General features: G+C 72.2%; 23 protein-coding genes. 18 read left to right on the forward strand and 5 right to left on the reverse strand.

Features of this window, described 5'->3' with window-relative positions; translation table 11 throughout:
• Nucleotides 1–102: 102 nt before the first annotated feature.
• Nucleotides 103–468 (forward strand): hypothetical protein, encoded by a 366-nt coding sequence (locus GVL05_RS06875; RefSeq protein WP_159572459.1) that lies wholly within the window; start codon nt 103–105, stop codon nt 466–468.
• Between the two features lie 316 nt (nt 469–784).
• On the forward strand, nt 785–2,476 hold the full coding sequence (locus GVL05_RS06880; protein ID WP_159572461.1) for a sodium:proton antiporter: 1,692 nt from the start codon (nt 785–787) through the stop codon (nt 2,474–2,476).
• A 15-nt stretch (nt 2,477–2,491) separates the two neighbouring features.
• Here the strand turns inward: GVL05_RS06880 and GVL05_RS06885 are convergent, their stop codons facing one another.
• Complete coding sequence (locus tag GVL05_RS06885; RefSeq protein ID WP_159572463.1) at nt 2,492–2,986, reverse strand: hypothetical protein; 495 nt, start codon at nt 2,984–2,986, stop codon at nt 2,492–2,494.
• A gap of 161 nt (nt 2,987–3,147) precedes the next feature.
• Here GVL05_RS06885 and GVL05_RS06890 point away from each other — a divergent pair, with 161 nt between their 5' ends.
• From GVL05_RS06890 to pucL, 7 genes are all read left to right on the forward strand, one after another.
• Nucleotides 3,148–4,155 carry a M23 family metallopeptidase gene (locus GVL05_RS06890; protein WP_159572465.1) on the forward strand — a complete coding sequence of 336 codons (1,008 nt, stop codon included), beginning with the start codon at nt 3,148–3,150 and terminating at the stop codon, nt 4,153–4,155.
• A 142-nt stretch (nt 4,156–4,297) separates the two neighbouring features.
• Nucleotides 4,298–5,557 (forward strand): hemolysin family protein, encoded by a 1,260-nt coding sequence (locus tag GVL05_RS06895; protein WP_123339379.1) that lies wholly within the window; start codon nt 4,298–4,300, stop codon nt 5,555–5,557.
• Between the two features lie 114 nt (nt 5,558–5,671).
• The gene (locus GVL05_RS06900; protein ID WP_123293003.1) at nt 5,672–6,583 is read left to right on the forward strand and encodes a helix-turn-helix transcriptional regulator; all 912 of its coding nucleotides are present in this window, start codon (nt 5,672–5,674) and stop codon (nt 6,581–6,583) included.
• A gap of 40 nt (nt 6,584–6,623) precedes the next feature.
• Nucleotides 6,624–7,406 carry a class I SAM-dependent methyltransferase gene (locus tag GVL05_RS06905; protein ID WP_159572467.1) on the forward strand — a complete coding sequence of 261 codons (783 nt, stop codon included), beginning with the start codon at nt 6,624–6,626 and terminating at the stop codon, nt 7,404–7,406.
• Nucleotides 7,407–7,588: 182 nt separating this feature from the next.
• The gene (locus GVL05_RS06910; protein ID WP_123293001.1) at nt 7,589–8,071 is read left to right on the forward strand and encodes an FBP domain-containing protein; all 483 of its coding nucleotides are present in this window, start codon (nt 7,589–7,591) and stop codon (nt 8,069–8,071) included.
• A gap of 171 nt (nt 8,072–8,242) precedes the next feature.
• Complete coding sequence (gene uraD / locus GVL05_RS20340; protein ID WP_159572469.1) at nt 8,243–9,040, forward strand: 2-oxo-4-hydroxy-4-carboxy-5-ureidoimidazoline decarboxylase; 798 nt, start codon at nt 8,243–8,245, stop codon at nt 9,038–9,040.
• Nucleotides 9,041–9,045: 5 nt separating this feature from the next.
• The gene (gene pucL / locus GVL05_RS06920; protein ID WP_159572471.1) at nt 9,046–9,963 is read left to right on the forward strand and encodes a factor-independent urate hydroxylase; all 918 of its coding nucleotides are present in this window, start codon (nt 9,046–9,048) and stop codon (nt 9,961–9,963) included.
• Here pucL and GVL05_RS06925 read toward each other — a convergent pair.
• Together GVL05_RS06925 and GVL05_RS06930 are read right to left on the reverse strand one after the other, a co-directional pair.
• Nucleotides 9,960–11,366 (reverse strand): nucleobase:cation symporter-2 family protein, encoded by a 1,407-nt coding sequence (locus GVL05_RS06925; protein WP_235035888.1) that lies wholly within the window; start codon nt 11,364–11,366, stop codon nt 9,960–9,962. The two genes, pucL and GVL05_RS06925, sit on opposite strands and share 4 nt — an antisense overlap.
• Nucleotides 11,367–11,543: 177 nt before the next feature.
• Nucleotides 11,544–12,530, reverse strand: coding sequence for an aldo/keto reductase (locus GVL05_RS06930; protein WP_159572473.1), 987 nt, complete (start codon nt 12,528–12,530; stop codon nt 11,544–11,546).
• Nucleotides 12,531–12,658: 128 nt separating this feature from the next.
• On the opposite strand from GVL05_RS06930, the gene GVL05_RS06935 reads away from it, so the two are divergent.
• The 8 genes from GVL05_RS06935 to GVL05_RS06970 all read left to right on the forward strand — a co-directional run bounded on the left by GVL05_RS06935 (nt 12,659) and on the right by GVL05_RS06970 (nt 20,977).
• Entirely contained in the window at nt 12,659–13,198 is a 540-nt protein-coding gene (locus GVL05_RS06935) for an acyl-CoA thioesterase (protein ID WP_159572475.1), read from the forward strand.
• A 58-nt stretch (nt 13,199–13,256) separates the two neighbouring features.
• Nucleotides 13,257–13,493, forward strand: a complete 237-nt coding sequence (locus GVL05_RS06940) for a hypothetical protein (protein ID WP_159572479.1) — start codon at nt 13,257–13,259, stop codon at nt 13,491–13,493.
• A complete protein-coding gene (locus GVL05_RS06945) occupies nt 13,490–15,028 on the forward strand; it encodes an FAD-binding oxidoreductase (RefSeq protein ID WP_159572481.1) in 1,539 nt (512 codons plus the stop codon). Before GVL05_RS06940 ends, GVL05_RS06945 begins: the two co-directional genes overlap by 4 nt.
• 150 nt (nt 15,029–15,178) lie before the next feature.
• Nucleotides 15,179–15,811, forward strand: a complete 633-nt coding sequence (locus tag GVL05_RS06950; protein WP_159572483.1) for a YdeI family protein — start codon at nt 15,179–15,181, stop codon at nt 15,809–15,811.
• A gap of 9 nt (nt 15,812–15,820) precedes the next feature.
• Nucleotides 15,821–16,702: an aldo/keto reductase gene (locus GVL05_RS06955; RefSeq protein ID WP_159572485.1), complete on the forward strand. Its 882-nt coding sequence runs from the start codon at nt 15,821–15,823 to the stop codon at nt 16,700–16,702.
• 149 nt (nt 16,703–16,851) lie between these two features.
• On the forward strand, nt 16,852–17,436 hold the full coding sequence (locus GVL05_RS06960) for a PadR family transcriptional regulator (protein ID WP_235035889.1): 585 nt from the start codon (nt 16,852–16,854) through the stop codon (nt 17,434–17,436).
• Nucleotides 17,433–18,161 (forward strand): ABC transporter ATP-binding protein, encoded by a 729-nt coding sequence (locus GVL05_RS06965; protein WP_123292992.1) that lies wholly within the window; start codon nt 17,433–17,435, stop codon nt 18,159–18,161. Before GVL05_RS06960 ends, GVL05_RS06965 begins: the two co-directional genes overlap by 4 nt.
• Nucleotides 18,158–20,977, forward strand: coding sequence for an FtsX-like permease family protein (locus GVL05_RS06970; RefSeq protein ID WP_159572487.1), 2,820 nt, complete (start codon nt 18,158–18,160; stop codon nt 20,975–20,977). The genes GVL05_RS06965 and GVL05_RS06970 overlap by 4 nt, the downstream gene beginning before the upstream one ends.
• A 60-nt stretch (nt 20,978–21,037) precedes the next feature.
• Here GVL05_RS06970 and GVL05_RS06975 read toward each other — a convergent pair whose 3' ends face one another.
• Nucleotides 21,038–21,475 (reverse strand): hypothetical protein, encoded by a 438-nt coding sequence (locus tag GVL05_RS06975; protein WP_131845145.1) that lies wholly within the window; start codon nt 21,473–21,475, stop codon nt 21,038–21,040.
• Between the two features lie 86 nt (nt 21,476–21,561).
• Nucleotides 21,562–21,885, reverse strand: a complete 324-nt coding sequence (locus tag GVL05_RS06980; RefSeq protein ID WP_131920889.1) for a DUF952 domain-containing protein — start codon at nt 21,883–21,885, stop codon at nt 21,562–21,564.
• 53 nt (nt 21,886–21,938) lie between these two features.
• On the opposite strand from GVL05_RS06980, the gene GVL05_RS06985 reads away from it, so the two are divergent.
• On the forward strand, nt 21,939–22,481 hold the full coding sequence (locus GVL05_RS06985) for a TetR/AcrR family transcriptional regulator (protein ID WP_159572489.1): 543 nt from the start codon (nt 21,939–21,941) through the stop codon (nt 22,479–22,481).
• Nucleotides 22,482–22,657: the final 176 nt, after the last annotated feature.

Raw genomic sequence — 22,657 nt, forward strand, 5'->3', positions numbered from 1 at the left:
GTCCGGCAGGTACTCGGCAGACGTCCTGGAGTCGCACTGTCGGCTCATAGGAACGCTCGGTGGACTGGTCTTCCGCAGTTCCAGAGCCGCAGGAGGGCGATCATGGCGACGACACGTGTGACACCAGAGGACTTCGGGTGGACCGCGGAGGACCTCCGCTCGGCCTACGCGTCGGACGGCAGCGGCCCGTACCGGTACGCGCCGGATGGCTCGGGGCCGTTCTCGTACGACGTCGACGGTTCCGGTCCGTGGCTCGTCGGGCCGGAACCCCGCCGCGGGCTGGCCCGGTTCGCCCCACGCGACCGCGGTGGACGCTCCCGACTCCGCCGCATCGGCACAACGGTGAGCGCCGGGGTCATGGCGCTCGTGCTCGCCGTCGGCAGCGTCGCGGTCGTCGCCCACGTCGCTCCTCCACACCCTTCGGTCCAGGCGGGGTCTCTCCACAGCCCGGACACCGACGGGACCTGATCGCGCGGACGGTCGCGCCCACCGCACCGTGCCGGTTCCGCCGTTCGGTGCGAGGATGACCGCCGCGTGCGCGCCTGCTGCGCCGCACCGCGCGGCCAACCGCGCACGGGATGACGACGCACGCACCGTGCGGACAGGAGGCACGCGGCCACGCCGCCACGGGCCTCCCGTCCGTCCGGCGGTCGCGCCCACCGCACCGTGCCGGTTCCGTCGTTCGGTGCGAGGATGACCGCCGCGTGCGCGCCTACTGCGCCGCACGGAACCGCCAACCGCGCACCGGATGACGACGCACGCACGGTGGTGCCACGCTGGACCGGTGACCGAACTCCTCGTCGTGGGCGTCATCGCCCTGATCGCCATCGCCGGTGCCGCCGTGCTCGGGCCCCGCATCGGGGTCGCGGCACCGCTCGTGCTCGTCGTCGTCGGGATCATCGCGAGCCTGCTGCCCTTCATCCCGAACGCGGAGATCGAGCCCGAGTGGATCCTCGCCGGAGTCCTGCCGCCGCTGTTGTACTCGTCGGCGGTGTCGATGCCGTCGATGAACTTCCGGCGCGAGTTCGGTGCCATCAGTGGGCTGTCGGTGCTGCTCGTCGTCGCGAGCAGCCTCGTGCTCGGGCTCTTCTTCGCCTGGGTGGTCCCGGGCCTCGGCTTCTGGTGGGGGATCGCCCTCGGTGCGATCGTGAGTCCCACCGACGCCGTCGCGACGTCGATCGTCAAGCAGACCTCGGTGTCGCGCCGGGCGATCTCGATCCTCGACGGTGAATCGCTCCTCAACGACGCCACCGCACTGGTGCTCCTGCGGACGGCCATCGTGGCCGCTGCCGCGTCGTTCTCGTTCTGGGGAGCGCTCGGCGACTTCGCGGGCGCCGTGGCCATCGCGGTGGTCATCGGCTGGTTCGTCGGCTGGCTGAACGTGTTCGTGCGCTCCCGGGTGCCGAGCGCAGCGGTGAACACGGCGCTGTCCTTCGCGGTGCCGTTCGTCGCCGCGGTACCGACCGAGCACTTCGGCGGGTCAGGACTCGTCGCCGCTGTCGTCGCGGGGCTGTTCACCGGCATCGTCGGACCGCGCAGGCTCCCGCCGGGGCACCGACTGTCCGACGCGCAGAACTGGCAGACCATCGAGCTCGTGCTGGAGGGCGCGGTGTTCCTGACGATGGGGCTCGAACTCGCGACGATCCTCCGCGACGTGCAGGAGGACCACTCCGGCATCGGCCCGGCGCTGCTCATCGCCGTCGGCGCCCTCGTGCTCACCGTGCTCGTCCGGACCGCGTACGTCGTCCCGCTCCTGTTCGCGCTGTCGGCGGCCGCCAAGCGCGGTGAGCGGATGCAGGACCGCTTCGCCGAGATGCACGCCGGCGACCGCGACGCGATGAGCGAGGTGATCCGCGAGCACCGACCGGGCAACCGGGCGCCGTCGGAACGCGAACTCGACCGGTTCACGACACGCGTCCGGCGAACCCTGGCGGACATCGCGTACTACACGACGGCACCGCTGGGCTGGCGCGAGGGCACGGCGGTGGTCTGGGCGGGCATGCGCGGCGCGGTGACCGTCGCGGCGGCGCAGACCCTGCCGACGGACACTCCGGAACGGTCGCTCCTGGTGTTCGTCGCGTTCGCGGTGGCCCTGCTCTCGCTCGTCGTGCAGGGCAGCACGATCGGCCCGCTGCTCCGTCGGATCGCCGCACCGGCACCGGACACCGCCGCGAAGGACACCGAGGAGCGCAAGCGGCTGCTCGAGCTCATGCGGACGGCGGCCGAGGACGTCCCCGGCACTCGCGAGGCCGGCCCTCGTGCGCGCGAAGAGCTCGAGGCAGCCGACCCGGCCGAGCTCCGGGCGTGGATGGGACGCGAGAAGGCCCGACGGCTCGCGGTGCTCGAGGCGCAGCGCGCGGCGATCCTCGACGCCCGCGACGACGGTTCCTTCGACGCCGAGGTGCTCGAGTCGATGCTGCAGAACCTCGACGCCGAGCAGATCGCCCTCGAGCTCCGTGGGGCACCTGCCCGCTGACGGCAGTCCCGCCGGTCAGGTGCCGATCGACACGCGGAACACCCGGACGCCGGCGGCCCGGAGTGCTGCGAGCCCGAGCCGCATCCGCATGCTGCGGAACGGCCGCTCGAACCCCGACGGCGCCGATGCGGCGTCGATCTGGTGGAGCACCTCGGACGTCAGGGTGCGCTCGACCTTGGGCGCGAGCCGTGTCAGTCCCGAGACCGTCACCACGATCCGGACGGCGTGCTGCACGAGCAGCGGATCGATGAGCTCAGCGGCCGCCTGCGCACGGTGGAACGCGGGGTCGTCACCGGGGCGCCGGATCGCGATGACCGCGAGTTCGGCGTCCCAGGTCTCCTCCGGGTCCGGCAGGTCGTCGACCCCGATGACCCGCATGCGTGCGGCATCGATGCCCGCGCGCACCGCGGCGGCGCGGAGCACGGGCAGGAGTTCCTGGGTGCCGGCGAGCACGACGTCGGCGGTGCCGAGGTCGACCTGCGCGGGCCGCTCTCGCGGCGATCGGGCCATGGTGCGGGTCCTTCCGTCGCTTTCCCACGACGCTACCGATGTCGGACGGTCGGGGGACGTCGGGGCCCGCGGTGATCAGGTGCCTCCCAGCCCCGCGGTAACGAAAAGATCACGGTGGGGCCTGTACAAAGCGACAGAGTCGTGCAGAATGGTGGGCGGCCATGACGACTGCACCCGAACTCGACCAGCACCCGGAGACCCCGGTGGTGCACCTGTCCCGTCGCGCTGCCCTCGAGGCCGAGCGCGCTGCAGCCCGGAAGCCCCAGCGCCGAGCGGAGAAGCCCGCCAAGGCAGTGAAGGTCGCGAAGCCGGCCAAGGTCGCGAAGCCCGTCGGCCGCCGCGCCACCGCAGCCCGCGCGACGACCGAGCACGTCGACACCCGCATCACGCGCGTGGTCCGCCGTCCCGCTCCCACCGTGACGAGCGTCACGAAGGCCCCACGGGCCTCCCGGTCCGGTCGTGCCGGACGGATCACCCTGACCAGCGCGGCTGCGGCGATCGCGATGTTCGCCGCCTCGGCGATGCCCGCCCACGCCAGCGCCGGCACCTCGATGGCGACCTCGACCATCGCGCCGATCGTGCGCACCCAGGACTACGCGGTCACCCAGGCGGTCACCGCGACCGGGCTCGACCGCGACGGGTTCACCGTCGGCGGCGGCACGACGCGCCGGATCGTCACCACCGGCGGCACGGCCGACACGAGTGGCATCGCGGGCGAAGCCGTCTCGTACGGCGGCGCGGTCCGCTCCCCGTTCCCCGGCCCGGTGCAGATGAGCTCGGGCTTCGGCTACCGCTCGGCACCGTGCGGCGCGTGCTCCTCCCTGCACCAGGGCCTCGACTTCACGCCCGGCATGGGCACGGCCATCGGTGCCGTCGCCGCGGGCACCGTCCGGATCTCGGGCACGTACTTCTCGTACGGCAACGCCGTGATCATCGACCACGAGATCGACGGCCGCCAGGTGTCGACGCTCTACGGGCACATGATCCCGGGGTCGTCGCCGCTCAAGGTCGGCGACCAGGTCGAGGCTGGCGAGTTCATCGGACTCGTCGGGTCCTCCGGCGTCTCGACCGGTGCGCACCTGCACCTCGAGGTCCTGATGGACGGCGTGACCCCGATCGACCCCGAAGCGTGGCTCGAAGCCCGCATCGGCCGCTCGCTGACGACGTAGCCCTCGACACCACCCACCCCGGACGCACAGCAGACGTCGAGCGCTGGTGGGGTGACGTCCCAGCTGCCCTGTGCAGACTCACAGGCATGGACGATCACCACAGACCGCCCGCCCGTCGTCGATCCGAGGAAGCTGCCCGCTGATGGGCGCCGACACCTGGATCGCCTTCGGGCTCGTCATCCTCTTCGTGCTCGTCGGCGGAGTGTTCGCCGCCGCCGAGATCGCACTCGTCTCGCTCCGTGAGTCGCAGCTGCAGCAACTCGAACGCCGGGGCTCCCGTGGCTTGCGGGTCGCCGAACTCGGGCGTGACCCGAACCGGTTCCTCGCGGCCGTACAGATCGGTGTGACCGTCGCCGGGTTCTTCTCCGCCGCGTACGGCGCCTCGTCGATCGCGCCCGACGTCGCACCCGTGTTCACCGGGCTCGGACTCGGCCAGGGAGCCGCCGAGACGGTCGCCCTCGTGTTGATGACCCTCGTCATCGCCTACCTGTCGCTCGTGTTCGGCGAGCTCGTGCCGAAGCGACTCGCCCTGCAGCGGGCCGAGGGCTTCTCGATGCTCGTCGCACCGACCCTCGACCGCTTCGCGACCCTGATGCGCCCGGTGATCTGGGTGCTGTCGGCCTCGACGAACCTGGTCGTCCGCGCACTCGGTGGCGACCCGAACGCCCGCAGCGAGTCGATGAGCACCGAGGAGCTCCGCGGCCTCGTCGACGAGCACACCGGCGTCGACGAGCAGGGCCGCCGGATCGCCCGGAGTGCGCTGGACGCCGGTGACCGGATCCTGCGCGAGTCGATGCGCCCCTGGTACGACGTGTCCACGATCGACGCCGCGCTGACCATCGCCGAGGCCACGGACCACGCGATCGAGGTCGGGCACACCCGGTACCTCGTGACCTCCGGCGGACGCGACGAGGTCGACGGCTTCGTGCACCTCCGCGACCTGCTCCGTCCGAGCGACCCGTCCGCACCGGTGTCGACCCTGGTACGCCCGGTGCTTGCACTGCCGGAGACGAAGTCGCTGTCGAGCGCGATCGCGGACATGCGGACCGACGGGCACCAGATCGCCCTGGTGGTGGACGAGTACGGCGGCAGTGCGGGCATGGTCACGCTCGAGGCGCTGCTCGAGGACCTCGTCGGCCGTATTCGCGACGAGTACGACGAACCCACGGCCGAGCACGACGGCGTGGACGGGTCCACGGTGCTCGAGGACCTCGTCGCCGACGGCGGTCCGGCGCTGCCCGACGGTGACTACGAGACCGTCGGCGGCCTCGTCCAGGTCCACCTGGACCGCGTGCCGGAAGTCGGCGACGTCGTCGCCGCCGGTGGACACCGCCTCGAGGTGACCGCCATGGACGGTCACCGCGTGGCGCGCGTCCGGATCACGGCCGACGTCACGCTCTGAACTCCGCGCAGCTGACCTGGAGGCCCGTGGCGGCGCCGCCACGGGCCTCCCGTCCGCCCGGCGGGTACCGCCAGTGCCTGCCGGACGGACAGCGCCGCCACGTACGCTCTCCCCATGGGTATCGACGTGCGCAACGAGATCCGCGACTTCCTGTCCTCCCGGCGAGCGCGGCTCACCCCCGAGCAGGTCGGCATGCCGTCGTTCGGCGGCGGGGTCCGACGCGTCCCCGGGCTGCGACGGCACGAGGTCGCGATGCTCGCCGGCGTGAGCGTCGACTACTACACACGGCTCGAGCGTGGATCGCTCAAGGGGGTCTCGGACAGCGTGCTCGAGGGCCTCGCGAGCGCCCTGCAGCTCGACGAGGACGAGCGCGTCCACCTGTGGGACCTCACCCGACTGGCGAACTCCGGCGTCAAGACGATGCACCGCACCGTCCCCACGCGGGTCCGCCCCGGCGTCCAGCGCCTGCTCGACGCCATCACCGGCGCGCCTGCCTGGGTGCGGAACGAACGCGGTGACGTCGTCGCGACGAACGAGCTCGGTCGCGCGCTGTACTCGCCGATGTTCGCCGGCCCGGGGCGTCCCGTGAACACCGCACGCTTCACGTTCCTCGACCCCGCTGCCCGAGACTTCTTCCCGGACTGGGCGCAGACCGCGAAGGACGCCGTCGCCGTGCTCCGGGCGGCTGCGGTGTCGAACCCGTGCGAGCCCGGACTCATCACCCTGGTCGGGGAGCTCTCCACCCGCAGCGAGGAGTTCCGCGGTTGGTGGGCAGCACACGACGTCCGGCTGCAGCGCGCCGGTGGGAAGCGCATCGACCACCCGATCGTCGGCGAGCTCCGGTTGTCGTACGAGGCGCTCGACCTGGTCGCCGACCCCGGCCTGACCCTGTTCACGTACTCGGCCGAGCCGGGCAGCGAGTCCGAGCGGTCGCTGGCCCTGCTCGGCACCTGGGCCGCGACGGAACGGGCCGAGCAGTACGCGGCCCTGCGCGCGGCGGAGTCCGAGTCCGAGTCGGTCGACTGAACCGCTGGTCGGCCCGGCGCACGGTTCGTAGGCTGGGGACGTGACCAGGACGACGGACGGATCAGCGGGGGACGCCGACTACGCCCGCATCGGGCAGGACTACCGGCAGTACCGGCGCCCCGAACCGACGTTCGCCCGGGCGATCGCGAAGGCCCTCGGCGACGCCCGCACCGTCCTCAACGTGGGTGCCGGTGCCGGATCCTACGAGCCGACCGATCGCGACGTCACGGCCGTCGAACCCTCGACGTCGATGCGCGCCCAACGACCGGCCACCCTGTCGACGGCGATCGACGCCACCGCCGAGGACCTGCCCTTCGACGACGACACGTTCGACGCCGCGATGACGACGTTCTCGGTGCACCAGTGGGGCGACCTCGAGCGCGGGCTGGCCGAGCTGCGCCGGGTGACCCGGGGTCCGATCGTGATCCTGACGTGCGACCCGGCCCGCGTCGAGGACTTCTGGCTCGCCGAGTACGCACCCGAGGTGATGGCGACCGAGGCCCGGCGCTACCCCGCGCTCGACCGCATCGCCGCCGCACTGGGCGACGACACCGTCACGAACACCCCGCTGCCGATCCCGTTCACGTGCGTCGACGGCTTCTCCGAGGCGTACTACGCCCGGCCGGAGCGCCTGCTCGACCCCGGCGCCCGGAAGGCGAACTCGGCGTGGAGCTTCGTCGACGAGCTCACCGCACGGCGATCGGTGGCCGCCCTCCGTACCGCGCTCGACTCCGGCGAGTGGGACCGGCGGCACGGGGCGCTGCGGATCCGGCCGACCTACGAGGGTGCCCTCGTCCTGGTGACGGCTGTCCCCGCCGCTTGACACGTCGACGTAGGCTGGGCGCGTGAGCTTCCAGGAGGTGGTCGGCGCCCGTAACGCCGGCATCAGGGCGTGAGGCCCCCGGTCGTGCCCGCAGGCACGGCCGCCCTCGTCGAACCCTGACCTCCTTCCGCCCGGTGCGGTGTGCGTCCGCACGCCCCGGGCCCGCTCGAAAGCGATGCACCATGCTCCCCATCACGGAGAAGACCCTCCGCACGTCCTTCGTCAACGCCTCCCGCAAGGAGACGACCGACATCACGCTGCCCGCCGACTTCGAGACGATCGACTGGGACGCGCTCGACTTCCTGGGCTGGCGCGACCCGAAGATCGGTCGGCGTGCGTACGCCGTCGTGCCGACGCTCGAGGGAACGCTCGTCGGCATCGTGTTCCGGCAGGCCGAGGCCTCGTCGCGCTCGCGCGCCCAGTGCTCGTGGTGCCAGGACGTCAAGCTGCCGAACGACGTCGTGTTCTACAGCGCGAAGCGGTCCGGCAAGGCGGGGCGGAACGGCGACACCGTCGGCACGCTCGTCTGCCAGGACTTCCAGTGCTCGCGGAACGTCCGGAAGCTGCCGCCGCCCGCCTACGAGGGCTACGACGTCGAGGCCGCGCGCCTGCGGCGCATCGAGGACCTGCAGCTGCGGGCCGCATCCTTCGCCACGGAGGTCTGAGCCGCCGGTGTCTCGCGTCCGCAAACGCGACGGACGGCGGACGGGAGGCACGGGGCGGGGCCGCCACGGGCCTCCCGTCCGGCAGACGCGAGCGTTTCAGGGCCGCGGGTCGCGTTGCGGGGGAAACCACCCGGTAACGCGGGTGAAACGGTCGTTCCGTAGCCTCGGCACATGGACCTCGGCGACCTCGACGACGCGACCGCCCCCGACGCTGCCGCGGTGATCCGGGGATGGGCCGACGTGCCCGCGTGGGTCGACGCCCTGGTGGCCGCGCGCCCGTTCGGCACGGTGCCGGCGCTGCTCGATCGAGCGCGAGTCGAGTCGGCGTCGTGGGGTGCGCCGGAACTCGACCACGCCCTCGCGCAGCACCCGCGGATCGGGGAGCGGACGACCGATGCCTCGTCCGCCCGCGAACAGTCGTCGATGCGCACCGCCGGCGACGAGGTGGCCGGCCGGATCGCCGACGGCAACGTCGCGTACGAGCAACGGTTCGGGCGGGTGTTCCTGGTGCGGGCCGCCGGTCGGACCCCCGAGGAGCTGCTGGCCGAGCTCGACCGGCGCCTCGCGGGCGACCCGGCGGTCGAGACGCGCGAGGCCGCCGCTGCCCTGGCCGACATCGCCCTGCACCGCATCCGTGCGACCTTCGCCGTGCCGCACCTGACCACGCACGTGCTCGACGCCACCACCGGCACCCCGGCGGTCGGCGTCGGCCTGACGCTCAGCACCGTGGACGGTGACGTCGTCGCGACCGGCTCGACCGATACCGACGGCCGTGCGGCACTCGGCCCCGACGTGCTCGCGCGCACCGACCACGTGCTGCGCTTCGACACCGGCCCGTACTTCGCCGCCGCCGGGGTGCCGACCTTCCACCCGTTCGTGACCGTGGCGTTCCGCGTCACGGGAACCGAGCACCTGCACGTCCCGCTGCTGCTGAGCCCCTTCGCCTACAGCACCTACCGAGGGAGTTGACCGCCATGTCGGAGACCACCGTCCACCTGGGACCGAACAAGTACGGCAAGGCCGAGAACCGCCTGGTGCGGGTGACCCGGCACGGGGACCGGCACGAGATCGCCGACCTGACCGTGACGTCGCAGCTCATCGGCGAGGCGTTCGCCGGGTCGTTCACCAGCGGCGACAACTCCCGGATCGTCGCGACGGACACCCAGAAGAACACCGTGTTCGCCCTGGCGAAGGAGCACGGCGTCGGAGCTCCGGAGGACTTCCTCGCCCTGCTCGCCGACCAGTTCACGAGCGAGTTCGACTGGGTCGAGGGCGGGCTCTGGCAGGCGGAGGTGCACCCGTGGGAACGCATCACGGTCGACGGGCAGCCGCACGACCACTCGTTCCGCCGCACCGGCACGGGCACCCGCCTGGCGACGGTGCACGTCGAGGGCGGCGAGCGCCACGTCACCGGCGGGGTCAAGGACCTGGTCGTCCTGAAGTCGACCGGCTCCGAGTTCCACGGGTTCCCGCGGTCGCGGTTCACGACCCTGCCGGAGACGACGGACCGGATCATGGCGACCGAGGTCACGGCGCGGTGGCGGTACCTGCCGTCCGCCGTCGAGGCCGGGATCGACTACGACGCCCTGCACGAGGAGGTCGTCGCCGTGATGCTCGAGCAGTTCGCCACGGTGCACTCGCTCGCCCTGCAGCAGACGCTGTGGGAGATGGGGCGGGCGGCGATCGAACTGCGGCCCGAACTCGCCGAGGTGCGGTTCGCGATGCCGAACAAGCACCACTTCGTCGTGGACCTGTCGCCGTTCGACCTGACGAACGAGAACGAGGTGTTCATCGCGGCCGACCGTCCCTACGGGCTGATCGAGGGGACGGTCGTCCGCGACGGCGTGGCCGAGGCGCCCCGCGCGTGGGAGCACCTGCCCGCCTTCGTCTAGGCCGAGGGCTCCTCGCGCGGCAGCGCGATCGGCGCCGTCGACCGCACCCCGTCGTACGAGCCCACCGCCGGGTCCTCGCCGTACCGCTCGGCCACGGAACGCGACCCGAGCAGCAGGTTGAGCAGGATCGCCGCGACGGCGCCGGCCGAGATCCCCGAGTCGAACACCAGCGTGAACCAGGTCGGGAACTGCCCGTAGATCTCCGGGGCGACGGTCGGCAGCAGCGCGATGCCGAGCGGCAGCGCCACGACGAGGACGTTCCGGTTGTCGAACCGCACCTTCGACAGCGTCCTGATGCCCGACGCCGCGACCATGCCGAACAGCGCGACACCGGCACCGCCGAGCACCGCGTGCGGGATCGCCTCGACCACCGCGGCCACCTTCGGCACCAGGCCGAGCACGACGAGGATGCCGCCGGCCGCCGTCGCCACGTACCGGGAGCGCACGCCGGTCAGTGCGACGAGCCCGACGTTCTGCGCGAACGCCGTGTACGGGAACGTGTTGAACACCCCACCGACGACCGTGCCGAGTCCGTCCGCGCGCAGACCGTCGGCGAGCGTGCGCTTCGACACCGGGCGGCCGGTGACCTCGGCGACCGCGATCATGTCGCCGGTGGTCTCGGTCATGATCACCAGCCCGACGACGAGCATCGACACGATCGAGGCGAGGTCGAACGTCGGCAGCCCGAAGTGGAACGGCGTGACGAAGGCGAACCAGCCCGCGTCGCCGATGCCCGACCCGTCGACCATGCCGGGGACGAACAGCGCCACGACCGTGCCGAGCAGCAGTCCGAACAGCACCGAGACCCGGGCGAGACCGCGCGGCGCGAACCGTTCGACCAGGACGATCGCGAGCAGGACCCCGACTGCGAACGCGACGTCGAGCGGGTCGGCAGCACCGTCCTTGCCGCCGTCGGTGACCCAGCCGGCGGCGACGCTCATGAGCGACAGACCGATGATCAGGATGACCGTGCCGGTGACGATCGGTGGGAACAAGCGGACGAGCTGCGCGAACCACGGCGCGACGACCACCATGAACACGCCGCACGCGATCGTCGCCCCGTAGACGGCGGTGATGCCGTGCTCGGTGCCGATCGCGATCATCGGGCCGACCGCGGCGAAGGTGACGCCCTGCACGAGCGGCAGCCGGACGCCGAACCGCCAGAAGCCGACGGACTGCACGATCGTGGCGAGGCCGGCGACGAACAGGTCGGCACTGATGAGGAAGGCCAGGTCGGCGCTGTCGAAGCCGAGGGCCCCACCGACGATGAGCGGGACGGCGATCGCGCCCGCGTACATCGCGAGCACGTGCTGCAGGCCGAGCGGCAGGAGCCTGGCGAGCGGTGGGACGGAGTCGACGCCGTCCTCGGTCGGTGTCGCGCGCGGTGTCTTCGTGGTCGTCATGGCGTCCCCTTCGAGCGGTGGTTTCCCTGTGCTCCGGACGCTATGCACCCCGTGTTTCCCCGGGATGACGGGCGTGGGTCGCGTCGGTCACCGGACCAGCGCCCGAAACGCACGCAGAGACGGCCGGGAGGCCCGTGGCGGATCCGCCACGGGCCTCCCGGCCGTCATCCGGTTGCGTCAGCGACCGATGGTCGACATGTCGGGGTAGCGGTCGCCGCTCGGGACCGGGAGCGCCGACAGGCGCGTGACCTGGTCCGCGGTGAGGGTCAGGTCGGCGGCACCGACGTTCTCCTCGAGGCGCGACACGCGCTTCGTGCCCGGGATCGGCACGACGTCGTCGCCCTGGGCGAGCAGCCAGGCGAGGGAGACCTGGGCCGGGGTGGCTTCGGCCTCGGTCGCGATCGCCTTGACGGCGTCGACGATGCGCATGTTCTGCGCGAACGCCTCTTCCTGGAAGCGCGGGTTCGCCAGGCGGAAGTCGTCGGAGTCCAGGTCGGACGGCTTCGTGATCGCACCGGTCAGGAACCCGCGGCCGAGCGGCGAGTACGGCACCAGTCCGATGCCGAGCTCGCGCAGAGTGTCGAGCACCGCACCCTCGGGGTCGCGCGTCCACAGCGAGTACTCGCTCTGCAGGGCAGTGATCGGGTGCACGGCGTGGGCCTTGCGGATGGTCTCCGGACCCGCCTCGGACAGGCCGATGTGCCGGATCTTGCCCTCCTGCACGAAGCCGGCGAGCTGCCCGATGACGTCCTCGATCGGGACGGCCGGGTCGACGCGGTGCTGGTAGTACAGGTCGATGTGGTCGGTGCCGAGGCGCCGCAGGGACCCCTCGAGGGCCTCGCGCACGGACTCCGGTGCGGAGCTGATGCCGCGGCCGGTGGCGGGCGTCTCCTCACCGGCGGTGTGGGTGATGAGGCCGAACTTCGTCGCGATCACGACGTCGTCGCGGCGGTCGGCGAGGGCCCGGCGGAGCAGGTCCTCGTTCGTGTAGGGGCCGTACGCCTCGGCCGTGTCGAACAGGGTGACGCCGAGGTCGATCGCGCGGTGGATCGTGCGGATCGACTCCGCGTCGTCGGTGCCGGCGCCCGTGTAGAAGGCGCTCATGCCCATGGTGCCGAGGCCGACGGGTCCGACCTCGAGGTCTGCGAGCTTGCGTGTCTGCATGGTGCAGGTCTACTCCGGGAGCACCGCTCGGAGGAAGGCACTGCCTGTGCCGGTCAGACACGGGCACCGTTCGTGTGGATCCTCCAAGGTCCACGCGGGGCAGCGCGGCCTTCTGGTGTGATCGGGGCGTGAACCTGTACTTCCGGCTGTTCCTGTTGCGCCTGCGTGTCCGGCTCCGCCCGACGACGGGTGGACGGCGGCCGTCGCTCTGGGACGAGGCACGCACACCGTTCCGCGTGACCCTGACCGACCTGGACCCGCTGCGGCACGTCAACAACGGGAAGTACCTGTCGATGCTCGACCTCGGGCGGCTCGACCTGATGCTGCGGTCGGGGTTCTGGAGCGCGATCGCGGAGCGCGGCTGGTACCCGGTCGTCTCGGCGCAGACCATCACGTACAAGCGGTCCCTGACGCTCGGGCAGCGGTTCGAGCTCGTGACCCGGGTGCTCGGCGTCGACGACCGGGCCGTGTACCTGGAGCAGACCTTCGTCCGTCGCGGAGCCGTCGTCGCCCGTGCCGTCGTGCAGGCGCGGTTCCTGCGCCGCGCCGGCGGAACGGTCCCGATGGCGGACCTGCTCGACGCCGTCGGCGGAGCACCGGCCGACCGTGAACTGCCCGCGTGGGTGCACGGGTGGGCGGGCGCCGTGCGGATCAGCAGCGCGGCGTAGTCACGGCGGCGGTACGCTCGGAGGACGGGGTGGATGCCCCGGACGGAAGGGGAACGTCATGGTCGTCATGTGGATCGTCATCGGAGTGGTCGTGGCCATCGCCGCGCTGCTCACCGTGCTCGAGGTGCAGAACCGCCGTCGTGCGAAGCGCCTCGCCCACCTCGAACCCGTCGACCCGACCCTCGGAGCCCGATCCCTCGCCGACGCCGAAGCGGCGCACTCGATGACCGAGGGCCTCGCGAAGTCTGCACACCCCGGCATCACCGGTGCCAGCGGGGGACTCGCCGGCTCGTGAGCCGCACGTCGACCCGGCGCGCCCTGCTCGCCGGGGGCGTCGGACTCGGGCTCGCCGGGGTCCTGGCGGCGTGCAGCCGGCCGGGTCCCGCTCCGTCGGGTTCGCCGCGACCGACTTCCAGCGGCTCCGCCGAGCCGACGAGCACACCGACACCCGGTGGCCCCGACTCGTGGGACGCCCTCGCCGCCGCGGTCTCCGGCACGGTGCTCCGGTCCGGGTCGAACGGGTGGGACAGCGCCCGCGTGCTCGAGAACCCGCGGTACGACGACGCCGACCCGCAGGGCATCCTGCGCGTCGCCGGGGCTCCGGACGTGCAGGCCGGTCTCGCGTTCGCGCGGAACACCCGCACCCCCGTCGCACTGCGCGCGGGCGGGCACTCGTACACGGGCTGGTCGGCCGGCGGCGCACCCGGGACCGACGTCCCGCGGTCGCTCGTGATCAGCACGCAGGACCTCGACGGCATCGAACTGCACGACGACGACACCGTCACGATCGGCCCGGGTGCGCAGCTCGGGGACGTCTACGCCGCGGTGGCGAAGGCCGGACGGGCGATCGGCGCCGGCTCCTGTCCGACCGTCGGCATCGGCGGGCTCACCCTCGGCGGTGGGGTCGGCGTGCTCGTCCGCTCGTTCGGGCTGACCTGCGACCAGCTCACCGGCGTGACGCTCGTCACTCCGGACGGCGCCGTGCACGAGGTCTCGACGTCCAGCGAACCGGACCTGTTCTGGGCCTGCCGCGGTGGGGGCGGTGGAACCGTCGGCGTCGTGACCGCACTGACGTACCGGACGCAGGCCGCGCCTCCCGTCCTGCTCTTCACAATCACGTTCGCGTGGTCGGCCGCCGCTGCCGTGGTGCGCGCCTGGCAGGACTGGGCGCCCACCGCCGACCCGAAGCTGTGGTCGACGCTCAAGCTGCTGAACGGCAGTCGGCACACCGCGCCGACGGTCACCGTGACCGGCGTGTGGACCGGATCGAAGACCGGCGCCGACACCTCCGTCGACGGTTTCATCGCCGCCACCGGTGCGAAGCCGCTCGCCCACACCGGGCAGGTGCTCACCTACGGCGCCGCGATGTCCGCGCTGGCGGGGAAGCCGCAGCGGGTGTCCGAGGCAGCGACGTCGTCGATCGGATCGGCGAAGCTCACCGACGCGCAGATCGACGTGCTCGTCGCCCGGGCGGCCGCGGCGGGCGACGTCGACGGCAACCTCGAGGGCGGGGTCGCGCTCGACGCCCTCGGCGGCGTCGTGGCGGACATCGGCCGGACCGACTCGGCGTTCCCGTGGCGATCCGCGCTCATGACCGTGCAGTACACCGCGGTCTTCGCCGACGGCGCTGACCCTGCACCGTTCGACGCGTACGTGCGGGGGTTCCGTCGGGCCATGCGGCCGGCGTGGGGCGACGCGGCGTACGCGAACTACTGCGACGCGGCGATCACGGACCCGTCGGCGTACTTCGGGGACAACACCTCGCGCCTGCACCGCATCGCCGAACAGGCGGACCCGACGGGCGTGCTCGACCAGCCGAACTGGGTCTGACGCCGCACGAGTCTCGGCCCGACGCACGCGAGTCTCGGTGTGGGCGACAGTTCTCGTGGCGCGCACTGCGAGAACTGTCGCCCACGCCGAGACTCGGGCAGGAGCCGGGCCGGCCGGCCGGGCCGGGCCGGGCCGTCCTACGATGACCGCATGGACATCGTCGACCTGGTGCTGCCGGACGTCGCTGCCTGGCGCGCCTGGCTCGACGCGCACGAGGGCGACGCCGACGGGGTGTGGCTCGTGCTCGCGAAGAAGGGCGTCACCGAGCCGACGACCCTGACCTACGACACCGCCCTCGACGAGGCACTGTGCTCCGGGTGGATCGACGGGCAGCGGCGTGGGCGGGACGACACGACCTACCGCCAGCGGTTCACCCCGCGGCGGAAGGCCTCACTCTGGTCGCAGCGCAACCTCGGACTCGTCGCGACGCTCATCGCCGACGGCCGGATGCGCGAGCGAGGGCAAGCCGAGATCGACCGGGCGAGGGGCGACGGCCGGTGGGACCGCGCGTACGCCGGGCCGGCGACCGCCACCGTCCCCGAGGACCTGCAGGCGGCACTCGACGCGTCACCCGCGGCAGCCGCCCTGTTCGCCGAGCTCGACGGCACGAACCGGTACGCCGTGCTGCACCGGATCACGACCGCGCCGAGTGCGACCTCGCGGACGAACCGGCTGACCAAGCTCGTCGCAGGGCTGGAACGGGGTGAGACGCCGCACCCGCGTCCGGACCGGTCGGAGCGGCGGGGGACACCGACTCAGGGACCGGCAACGCCTCCGGCGTAGACCGGGGACATGACCACTGGCACCGACACCACGAACCGTCCGGCCGCCGCCTCCGGCACCTTCCGCATCGGCGGCGACCTCGAGGTCCACCGCCTCGGCTACGGCACCATGCAGCTCACCGGCCCCGGCGTCTGGGGACCCCCGAAGGACCACGACGAGGCCGTCCGCGTGCTGCAGCGCGCCGTCGAGCTCGGCGTGGACTTCTTCGACACCGCCGACTCGTACGGCCCCTACGTCGCAGAGGAGCTCCTGCACGAGGCGCTCCACCCCTACGGCGACGACGTCGTCATCGCGACGAAGGCCGGACTCACCCGGACCGGCCCGAACGAGTGGCCGCCGGTCGGCCGTCCGGAGTACCTGCGTCAGGAGGCCGAGATGAGCCTCCGCCGTCTGGGCCTCGAGCGCATCGACCTGTTCCAGCTGCACCGCATCGACCCGAAGGTCCCGCTCGAGGACCAGGTCGGCGAGCTGAAGAAGCTGCAGGACGAGGGCAAGATCCGGCACATCGGCCTGTCCGAGGTGTCGGTCGACGACGTCAAGGCTGCCCAGGAGATCGCGACGATCGTCTCCGTGCAGAACCTGTACAACCTGCAGAAGCGCGACGCCGAGGAGCTCCTCGACTGGTCGACCGAGCAGGGCATCGCCTTCATCCCGTGGTTCCCGCTCGCGACCGGTGGGCTGACCGGCGAGGACTCCCCGCTCACCGAGATCGCGTCGCGGAAGAGTGCGTCCCCGGCGCAGCTCGCCCTCGCGTGGCTGCTCAAGCGCTCGCCCGTGGTGCTCCCGATCCCGGGTACCTCAAGCGTCTCGCACCTGGAGGACAACCTGCAGGGCGCGACCATCGAGCTGACCGACGACGAGTTCGAGGAGTTGTCGAAGCTGGGTTCCTGACCCCGGGGTCGCGGACGCGACCGAAACGGCGGACTGGAGGCCCGTGGCGACACCGCCACGGGCCTCCAGTCCGTCTTCTGGTTGCGCATGCATACGCGGTATGGGCATACTCGGTATGTCCATGGTGGACGAGAGACGGGGGAAGTGTCATGAGCGTACGGATGGGCGTACTCGCGCTGCTGGTGGGGGGACCCGGGTACGGGTACCAGCTCCGGGGGGAGTTCGAGCACCGCACCGGCGGGAGCTGGCCGCTGAACATCGGCCAGGTCTACACGACACTCGACCGCCTGGAACGCGACGGCCTCGTGGCCCGCGGCGACACCGACGACGACGGCCACGTCGTCTACACGGTGACCGACGCGGGTCGCGGGGAAGTGGCGCGTTGGTTCAGCGAGCCGGTACCCGCCAAGCGTGGTCGTGACGAACTCGCGATCAAGTTCGCGCTCGCCGTGACGGTGCCCGGCGTCGACGTCGCGCGTCTGGTGCAGGTGCAGCGCGGTGCCGCGATCCGGAACCTGCAGGACCTGACCCGGCTCAAGCGCACGACCGATCCCGCGACGGACCTGGCGTGGTCGCTCGTGCTCGAGTCGATGGTGTTCCAGGCCGAGGCCGAGGTGCGGTGGCTCGACCACGTGGAGTCGACCGTGGCGCGGTACCGGCCGGACGACCACCCGGCGGCCGACGCTGGCTCCTCGTCCCCGACCGCTGCCGACACCGCGCGGAGTGCACGGTGAGCGCCGCACCGCTCCTGCAGCTCGACGCCGTCAGCGTGCACTACGGCTCCGGCGCGAAGGCCGTCACGGCGCTGGCCGGCATCGACCTGGCCGTCCAGCGCGGCGAGATGGTCGCCGTCATGGGGACCTCGGGTTCCGGCAAGTCGACGCTGCTCGCCTGCGCCGGCACCCTGCTGCCGCCGACGAGCGGCGAAGTGCTGATCGACGGCGAGTTCGTGTCCGACCGGCCCGCCAAGGAACTCGCGGCCCTCCGCCGTCGCCTCATCGGGTTCGTGTTCCAGGACTTCAACCTGATCCCATCGCTCACCGCGGTCGAGAACGTGGCGCTGCCGCTCGAGCTCGACGGATGGAAGGCCTCGCAGGCCCGCCGCGCCGCGGAGCTGGCACTCGACAACGTCGAACTCGCACACCGCGGCGACGCCTACCCGGACGACCTGTCCGGCGGGCAGCAGCAGCGCGTCGCGATCGCCCGGGGCGTGGTCGGCGAACGTCGGCTCGTGCTGGCGGACGAACCGACCGGCGCCCTCGACTCGCAGACCGGCGAGGTCGTGCTCCGCATGCTCCGACGGCACGTCGACGCCGGAGCCGGCGCGCTGCTCGTCACCCACGACGCCCGGCACGCTGCCTGGGCAGACCGGATCGTCTTCCTGCGCGACGGTCGCGTGGTCGACGAGACCGTGTACTCGGGCGTGGAGCTCGCCCTGTCGGACCGGACCGCGTCGTGAGCCGGCGTCGGCGTCCGGGCACCGGCCGGACACCGTTCGCCCTCCGACCGGCGCTCCGTCTGGGGCGTCGACTGGCCTTCGCGAAGGCCGGTCGGGCGGCGCTGATCATCGCGCTCATCGGCATCCCCACCGCCGGGTTCGCCGCGGTGGCGGTCGTCGTGCAGTCGACGCAGCCCACCACCGCGGAGTCGCTGGACTACGACCTCGGCAAGGCAGCCGCGCAGATGCGGGTCTCCGGCCCGGACCTGCCCGGCATGCGGCAGGACCCGGTGCAGTGGCAGTTCACCGATGCGAAGCAGAACAGCCCGGTCACGGAGGCCGACGAGGACCCGCCGTTCGCGAACGTGCTCGCCCACGTGCCGGACGGTGCGCTGTCGATCCCGGTCGGCGGCACGCCCGTCGTGGTGCAGGGACCCAAGGGACCTGTCGGCCTGGCCGCGGTGGAGGGCAGCGTCTGGGACCCGTCGCTCGAGGGCCACTGGCGTGTCCTCGACGGGTCGGCGCCGACCGCGCGCAACCAACTCATGGTCACGCCGGCGACCCTCGACCGCCTCGGGGCACACATCGGTGACACCATCGACATCACCGATCCCGTCACGAAGCGGTTCACGATCACCGGGACGATGCGCGACCTCGGTTCGGCGCCCACCGAGCAGGGCGTGTTCCTGCCGTGGGGGACGACCCTGTCGACGACCGACACCACCGACGACGCGGGTCTCACCGACGTCACCGTCTACCTGCCGTCGGACGCCCCCACCTGGTCGGAGATCCGCCAGCTCAACGCGCACGGCATCGTCGTGCAGTCCCGCCCGGTCGTGCTCGACCCGCCGGACACCCGCCTGCCCGCCGGCCAGATGAGCTCGTCGCTCGGCTGGTACCTCGGTGCGATGGCGCTGCTTGGGGTCTTCGCGATGTTCGAGGTCGCGCTGCTCGCCGGGGCCGCGTTCCTGGTCGGCACCCGGGCGGACACCCGTTCGTACGCGATTGTCACGAGTGTCGGCGGGGACAAGCGGTTCGTCCGGACGATCGTCGCCGGGTCCGGCCTCGTGCTCGGGTCCATCGGCGCCGTCCTCGGCGTCGCGGTGGGCACCGGGATCGGCGTCGCGGTGTTCCGCCTGATCGACAACGGCGACGTCGTGTCGTTCCCCGGCCTACACGTGCCCCCGCTCCTGCTGCTGGTGGTCGCGGCCGCCGGCGTCCTGGCCGGGCTGGTCTCCGCACTCGCCGCCGCTCGGGCCGCCACCCGCATCAACGTGCTCGCGGCGCTGCGGGGTTCACTCCGACCCGCGCCCGTCGACCGTCCTGCTCGTCGTCGGCGACGCATCTGGGGGCCGGTGCTCATCATCGCCGGTGCCGTGATGACGCTGGCCTGCGGCGCCGGGGTGCTCATGCTCAACGACCGCCGGGTGCAGGACGACCACTGGGCCTGGGTGGCCGGTGCCGGGGTCGCGCTCGGGCCGTGCCTGATGCAGCTCGGCATCGCGATCTGCTCGCCGTGGCTCCTGGCCCTGGTGTCCCGGATGTCCGCACGCCTGGGCCTGTCGGCTCGGTTGGCCGCCCGCGATGCCCGGCGCAACCCGGTCCGGACGGTGCCGGTGCTCGCCAGTGTGATGAGCGTCGTGTTCGTCGCGTCGGTCGTGATCACGTGGAGTGCGTCGAGCCACGCGCAGTACGTCCGCGGGTACGAGTACACGACGGCGGTCGGGGTCGCGACGTCCGAGGTGCAGCTGTCCAGCGAGGACGGTGCCGCCAGCGGGCACGACGCGGCGTTGACGGCGCACGCGGCGAAGGTCGTGGCGCGGGTGCTCGACCACGACCGGATCCGGGTGCTCGGCGTGGCCGAGGGCTGGGCGGGCGACACCCCGTCGTCCGTGACGATGCCGCACCGGTGGACGGACTTCGACTGCGACGGCTACGACTCCACGTCGTGCTCGTACTACCTCGACACCGCTGACGCGACCGTCCCGCACATCTGGACGGGCACCGTCGACGACTACGCGGTGCTCACCGGACACCGACCGTCCGCCGCCGTGCGGGATGCGCTCGAGGGCGGCAAGGCGGTGTCACTGTGGCCGGAGTACGCCCACGACGGCGCGGTCCGCATCGACACGTTCCACGACCGCACGTGGGAGAGCCCGACGATCACGACGACGACGAAACCGGACGCCAGCGTGTCGATCCCGGCCGTGCTCGACGTGCAGTCGCCGCGGATCCAGGTCGGCGTCTTCATGACGAAGGCGACCGCGGCGCACTACGGGGTGCGCGCCGTCGACGGCATGCTCGTCACGACACTGCCCGGGGACATCGCGCCCGAGCAGTGGGACGAGCTGAGTTCCGCCTGGCAGAGCTTCGGCGGCGCGGACCGCGCTCGATGGGACGGCCCGCAGTTCGCCTACGAGGCCGGGCCGGTCGACAACGGCGCGCTGATCCGGGCGATCGTGCTCGCGCTGGCCGCGGCGGTGACGATCGGTGCGACGGCGGTGGCCATCGGGCTCGCGCGGTCCGACGGGCGCCGAGACGACGAGGTGCTCGACGCGATCGGTGCCGCACCACGACTGCGCCGGCGGGTGTCGACCTGGCAGGCAGCGATCCTGGCCTCGGTGGGCGCGGTGATCGGCACCCTGCTGGGGCTGCTGCCGATGCGGGCACTCACCCTGCGGTTCACGGAGCCAGCGGTCGGGTCGAACCACATGCCGTTCGTGCCGGACTGGTCGATGCTGGCCGTGCTCGGGATCGGGTTGCCGCTCCTGGTGACGGCCGGGGCATGGCTCACCGCGCACGGCCGACGCCGGGTGGCGGTGCGGCGGGCGCACTGAGGTGTGGGGCACTGAGGTGTGGGGCGGCGCTGCACGTGGCGCCGTCCCGGTGCAGCCTGGTCAGGCGCCGGGCTGCACCACCATGAGCACGGCGACGACGACCCACACCAGGTTGAACAGGCCGACCAGGGCAGCGAGCTTCCGCGGCGAGCGCTCGGTCCCGTTCCCGCGCAGGACCTCGCGCTGTTCCGGTAGGACCCCGAGCGCGAGGATCCCCGCAGCCACCGCGGTCAGACCGATCGAGACGAGCAGCCACGCCTCGTCGAGTGCCCCGACCTCGAACGCCAGGGCCGTGCCGAAGGTCGGAACCGCGAGCGAGATGATCGAGTACACGTGGCAGATCCGGTGCAGGACCCTGGCGACCGCTCGGGCCCCCTGGTCGCCCGGATCGACGACGAGCGCGCGGGCCGGCTTCGGGAACATGCTCCCGGCGACCGCGACGGGCCCGAGGGTGAGCAGCGCCGCCACGACGTGCACGGTGAGGAGGACGCTGGACATCGCTTCCAGCCTAGGGCGCGGTACTTCGTGAGCAGAAATGGTCGGGTGGCCGTTGGCGGACTCGACCATTTCTGCTCACGAAGTGGTCACACGTTCGGGATGGGCACCTCGGCCAGTACGACCTCGTCGTCCATCGGGATCGGACCGCGCACCCGGGGGAGACCGTCGACCCACTCGACCGGCACCCCCGCAGCTGCGAGCCCCTCGACGCTCAGGTCGATCCGGAGCAGGGGCAGCGCGAGGTCGCCGTACCGCTCGGTGACGACCTCGGACACCCGGTCGGGCGTGGTGGCACGGACGTACCCGCCGGGCTCGAGCGGCACACCACGGGTGGACACCTCGTACTCGCCGAACCCGCGGCTCATCTCCCAGTCGTCGGCGATCGCCACGTGACAGACCACATCGGTCATGAACCCTCCTCGGTAATGAAACGGGAGCGTATCATTACCGCTAGGATGGGTCTGTGAACAAGCGTGGACGTCCGACCGCCGACGAGCGGACCGCCCGTGACGAGCGGATCCTCGACGTCGCGACCGCACTGTTCCTCGAGCACGGGTTCGCGGGGGTCGCGCTCGACCGCATCGCCGCCGAGGCCGGGGTCACCAAGCGCACGCTCTACACGGCGTTCGGCGACAAGCCCGCGATCCTCCGAGCGGTCGTCCGGCGGCAGCACCCGTACGCCGACCAGCCCACGGCGGACCTCGTGTCCACGGCTACAGCGATCGGCAGCGCGTTGTTCTCGGACCGTGCTGTCGCCCTGCACCGGCTCGTCATCGCGGAGTCGACGCGGTCACCCGAGCTCGCGCGCGAGTTCCACGAGGCCGGGCCGCTCGCCGCGCAGCAGGCCCTGGTCCGCGCCGGAGCCACGCCGGAGACCGCCGCCGAGCTCTTCACCCTGCTGCTGGGGGAGCTCCACCGCGAGCGCCTGCTCGGCCTGGCTCCGGCCCCGACGGCCGCGGTGGTCGCCGCACGCGCCGCGCGTGCCGTCGCGGTGCTCTCGACGTGACCCCAGGGCGGACGGGAGGCCCGTGGCGGCGTCGCCACGGGCCTCCCGTCCGCCACTCCGGACATCCGCCACATGGTGAGCAGAAATGGTCGGGTGGCCGTCGCGGACCCGACCATTCCTGCTCACGAAGCGGCGAGCGACGCGGCGCGAGCGGCGAGCGACGCGGCGCGAACCGC

Origin of the sequence: Curtobacterium sp. 18060 (assembly GCF_902706105.1) — a bacterium.
Classification (GTDB): Bacteria; Actinomycetota; Actinomycetes; order Actinomycetales; family Microbacteriaceae; genus Curtobacterium.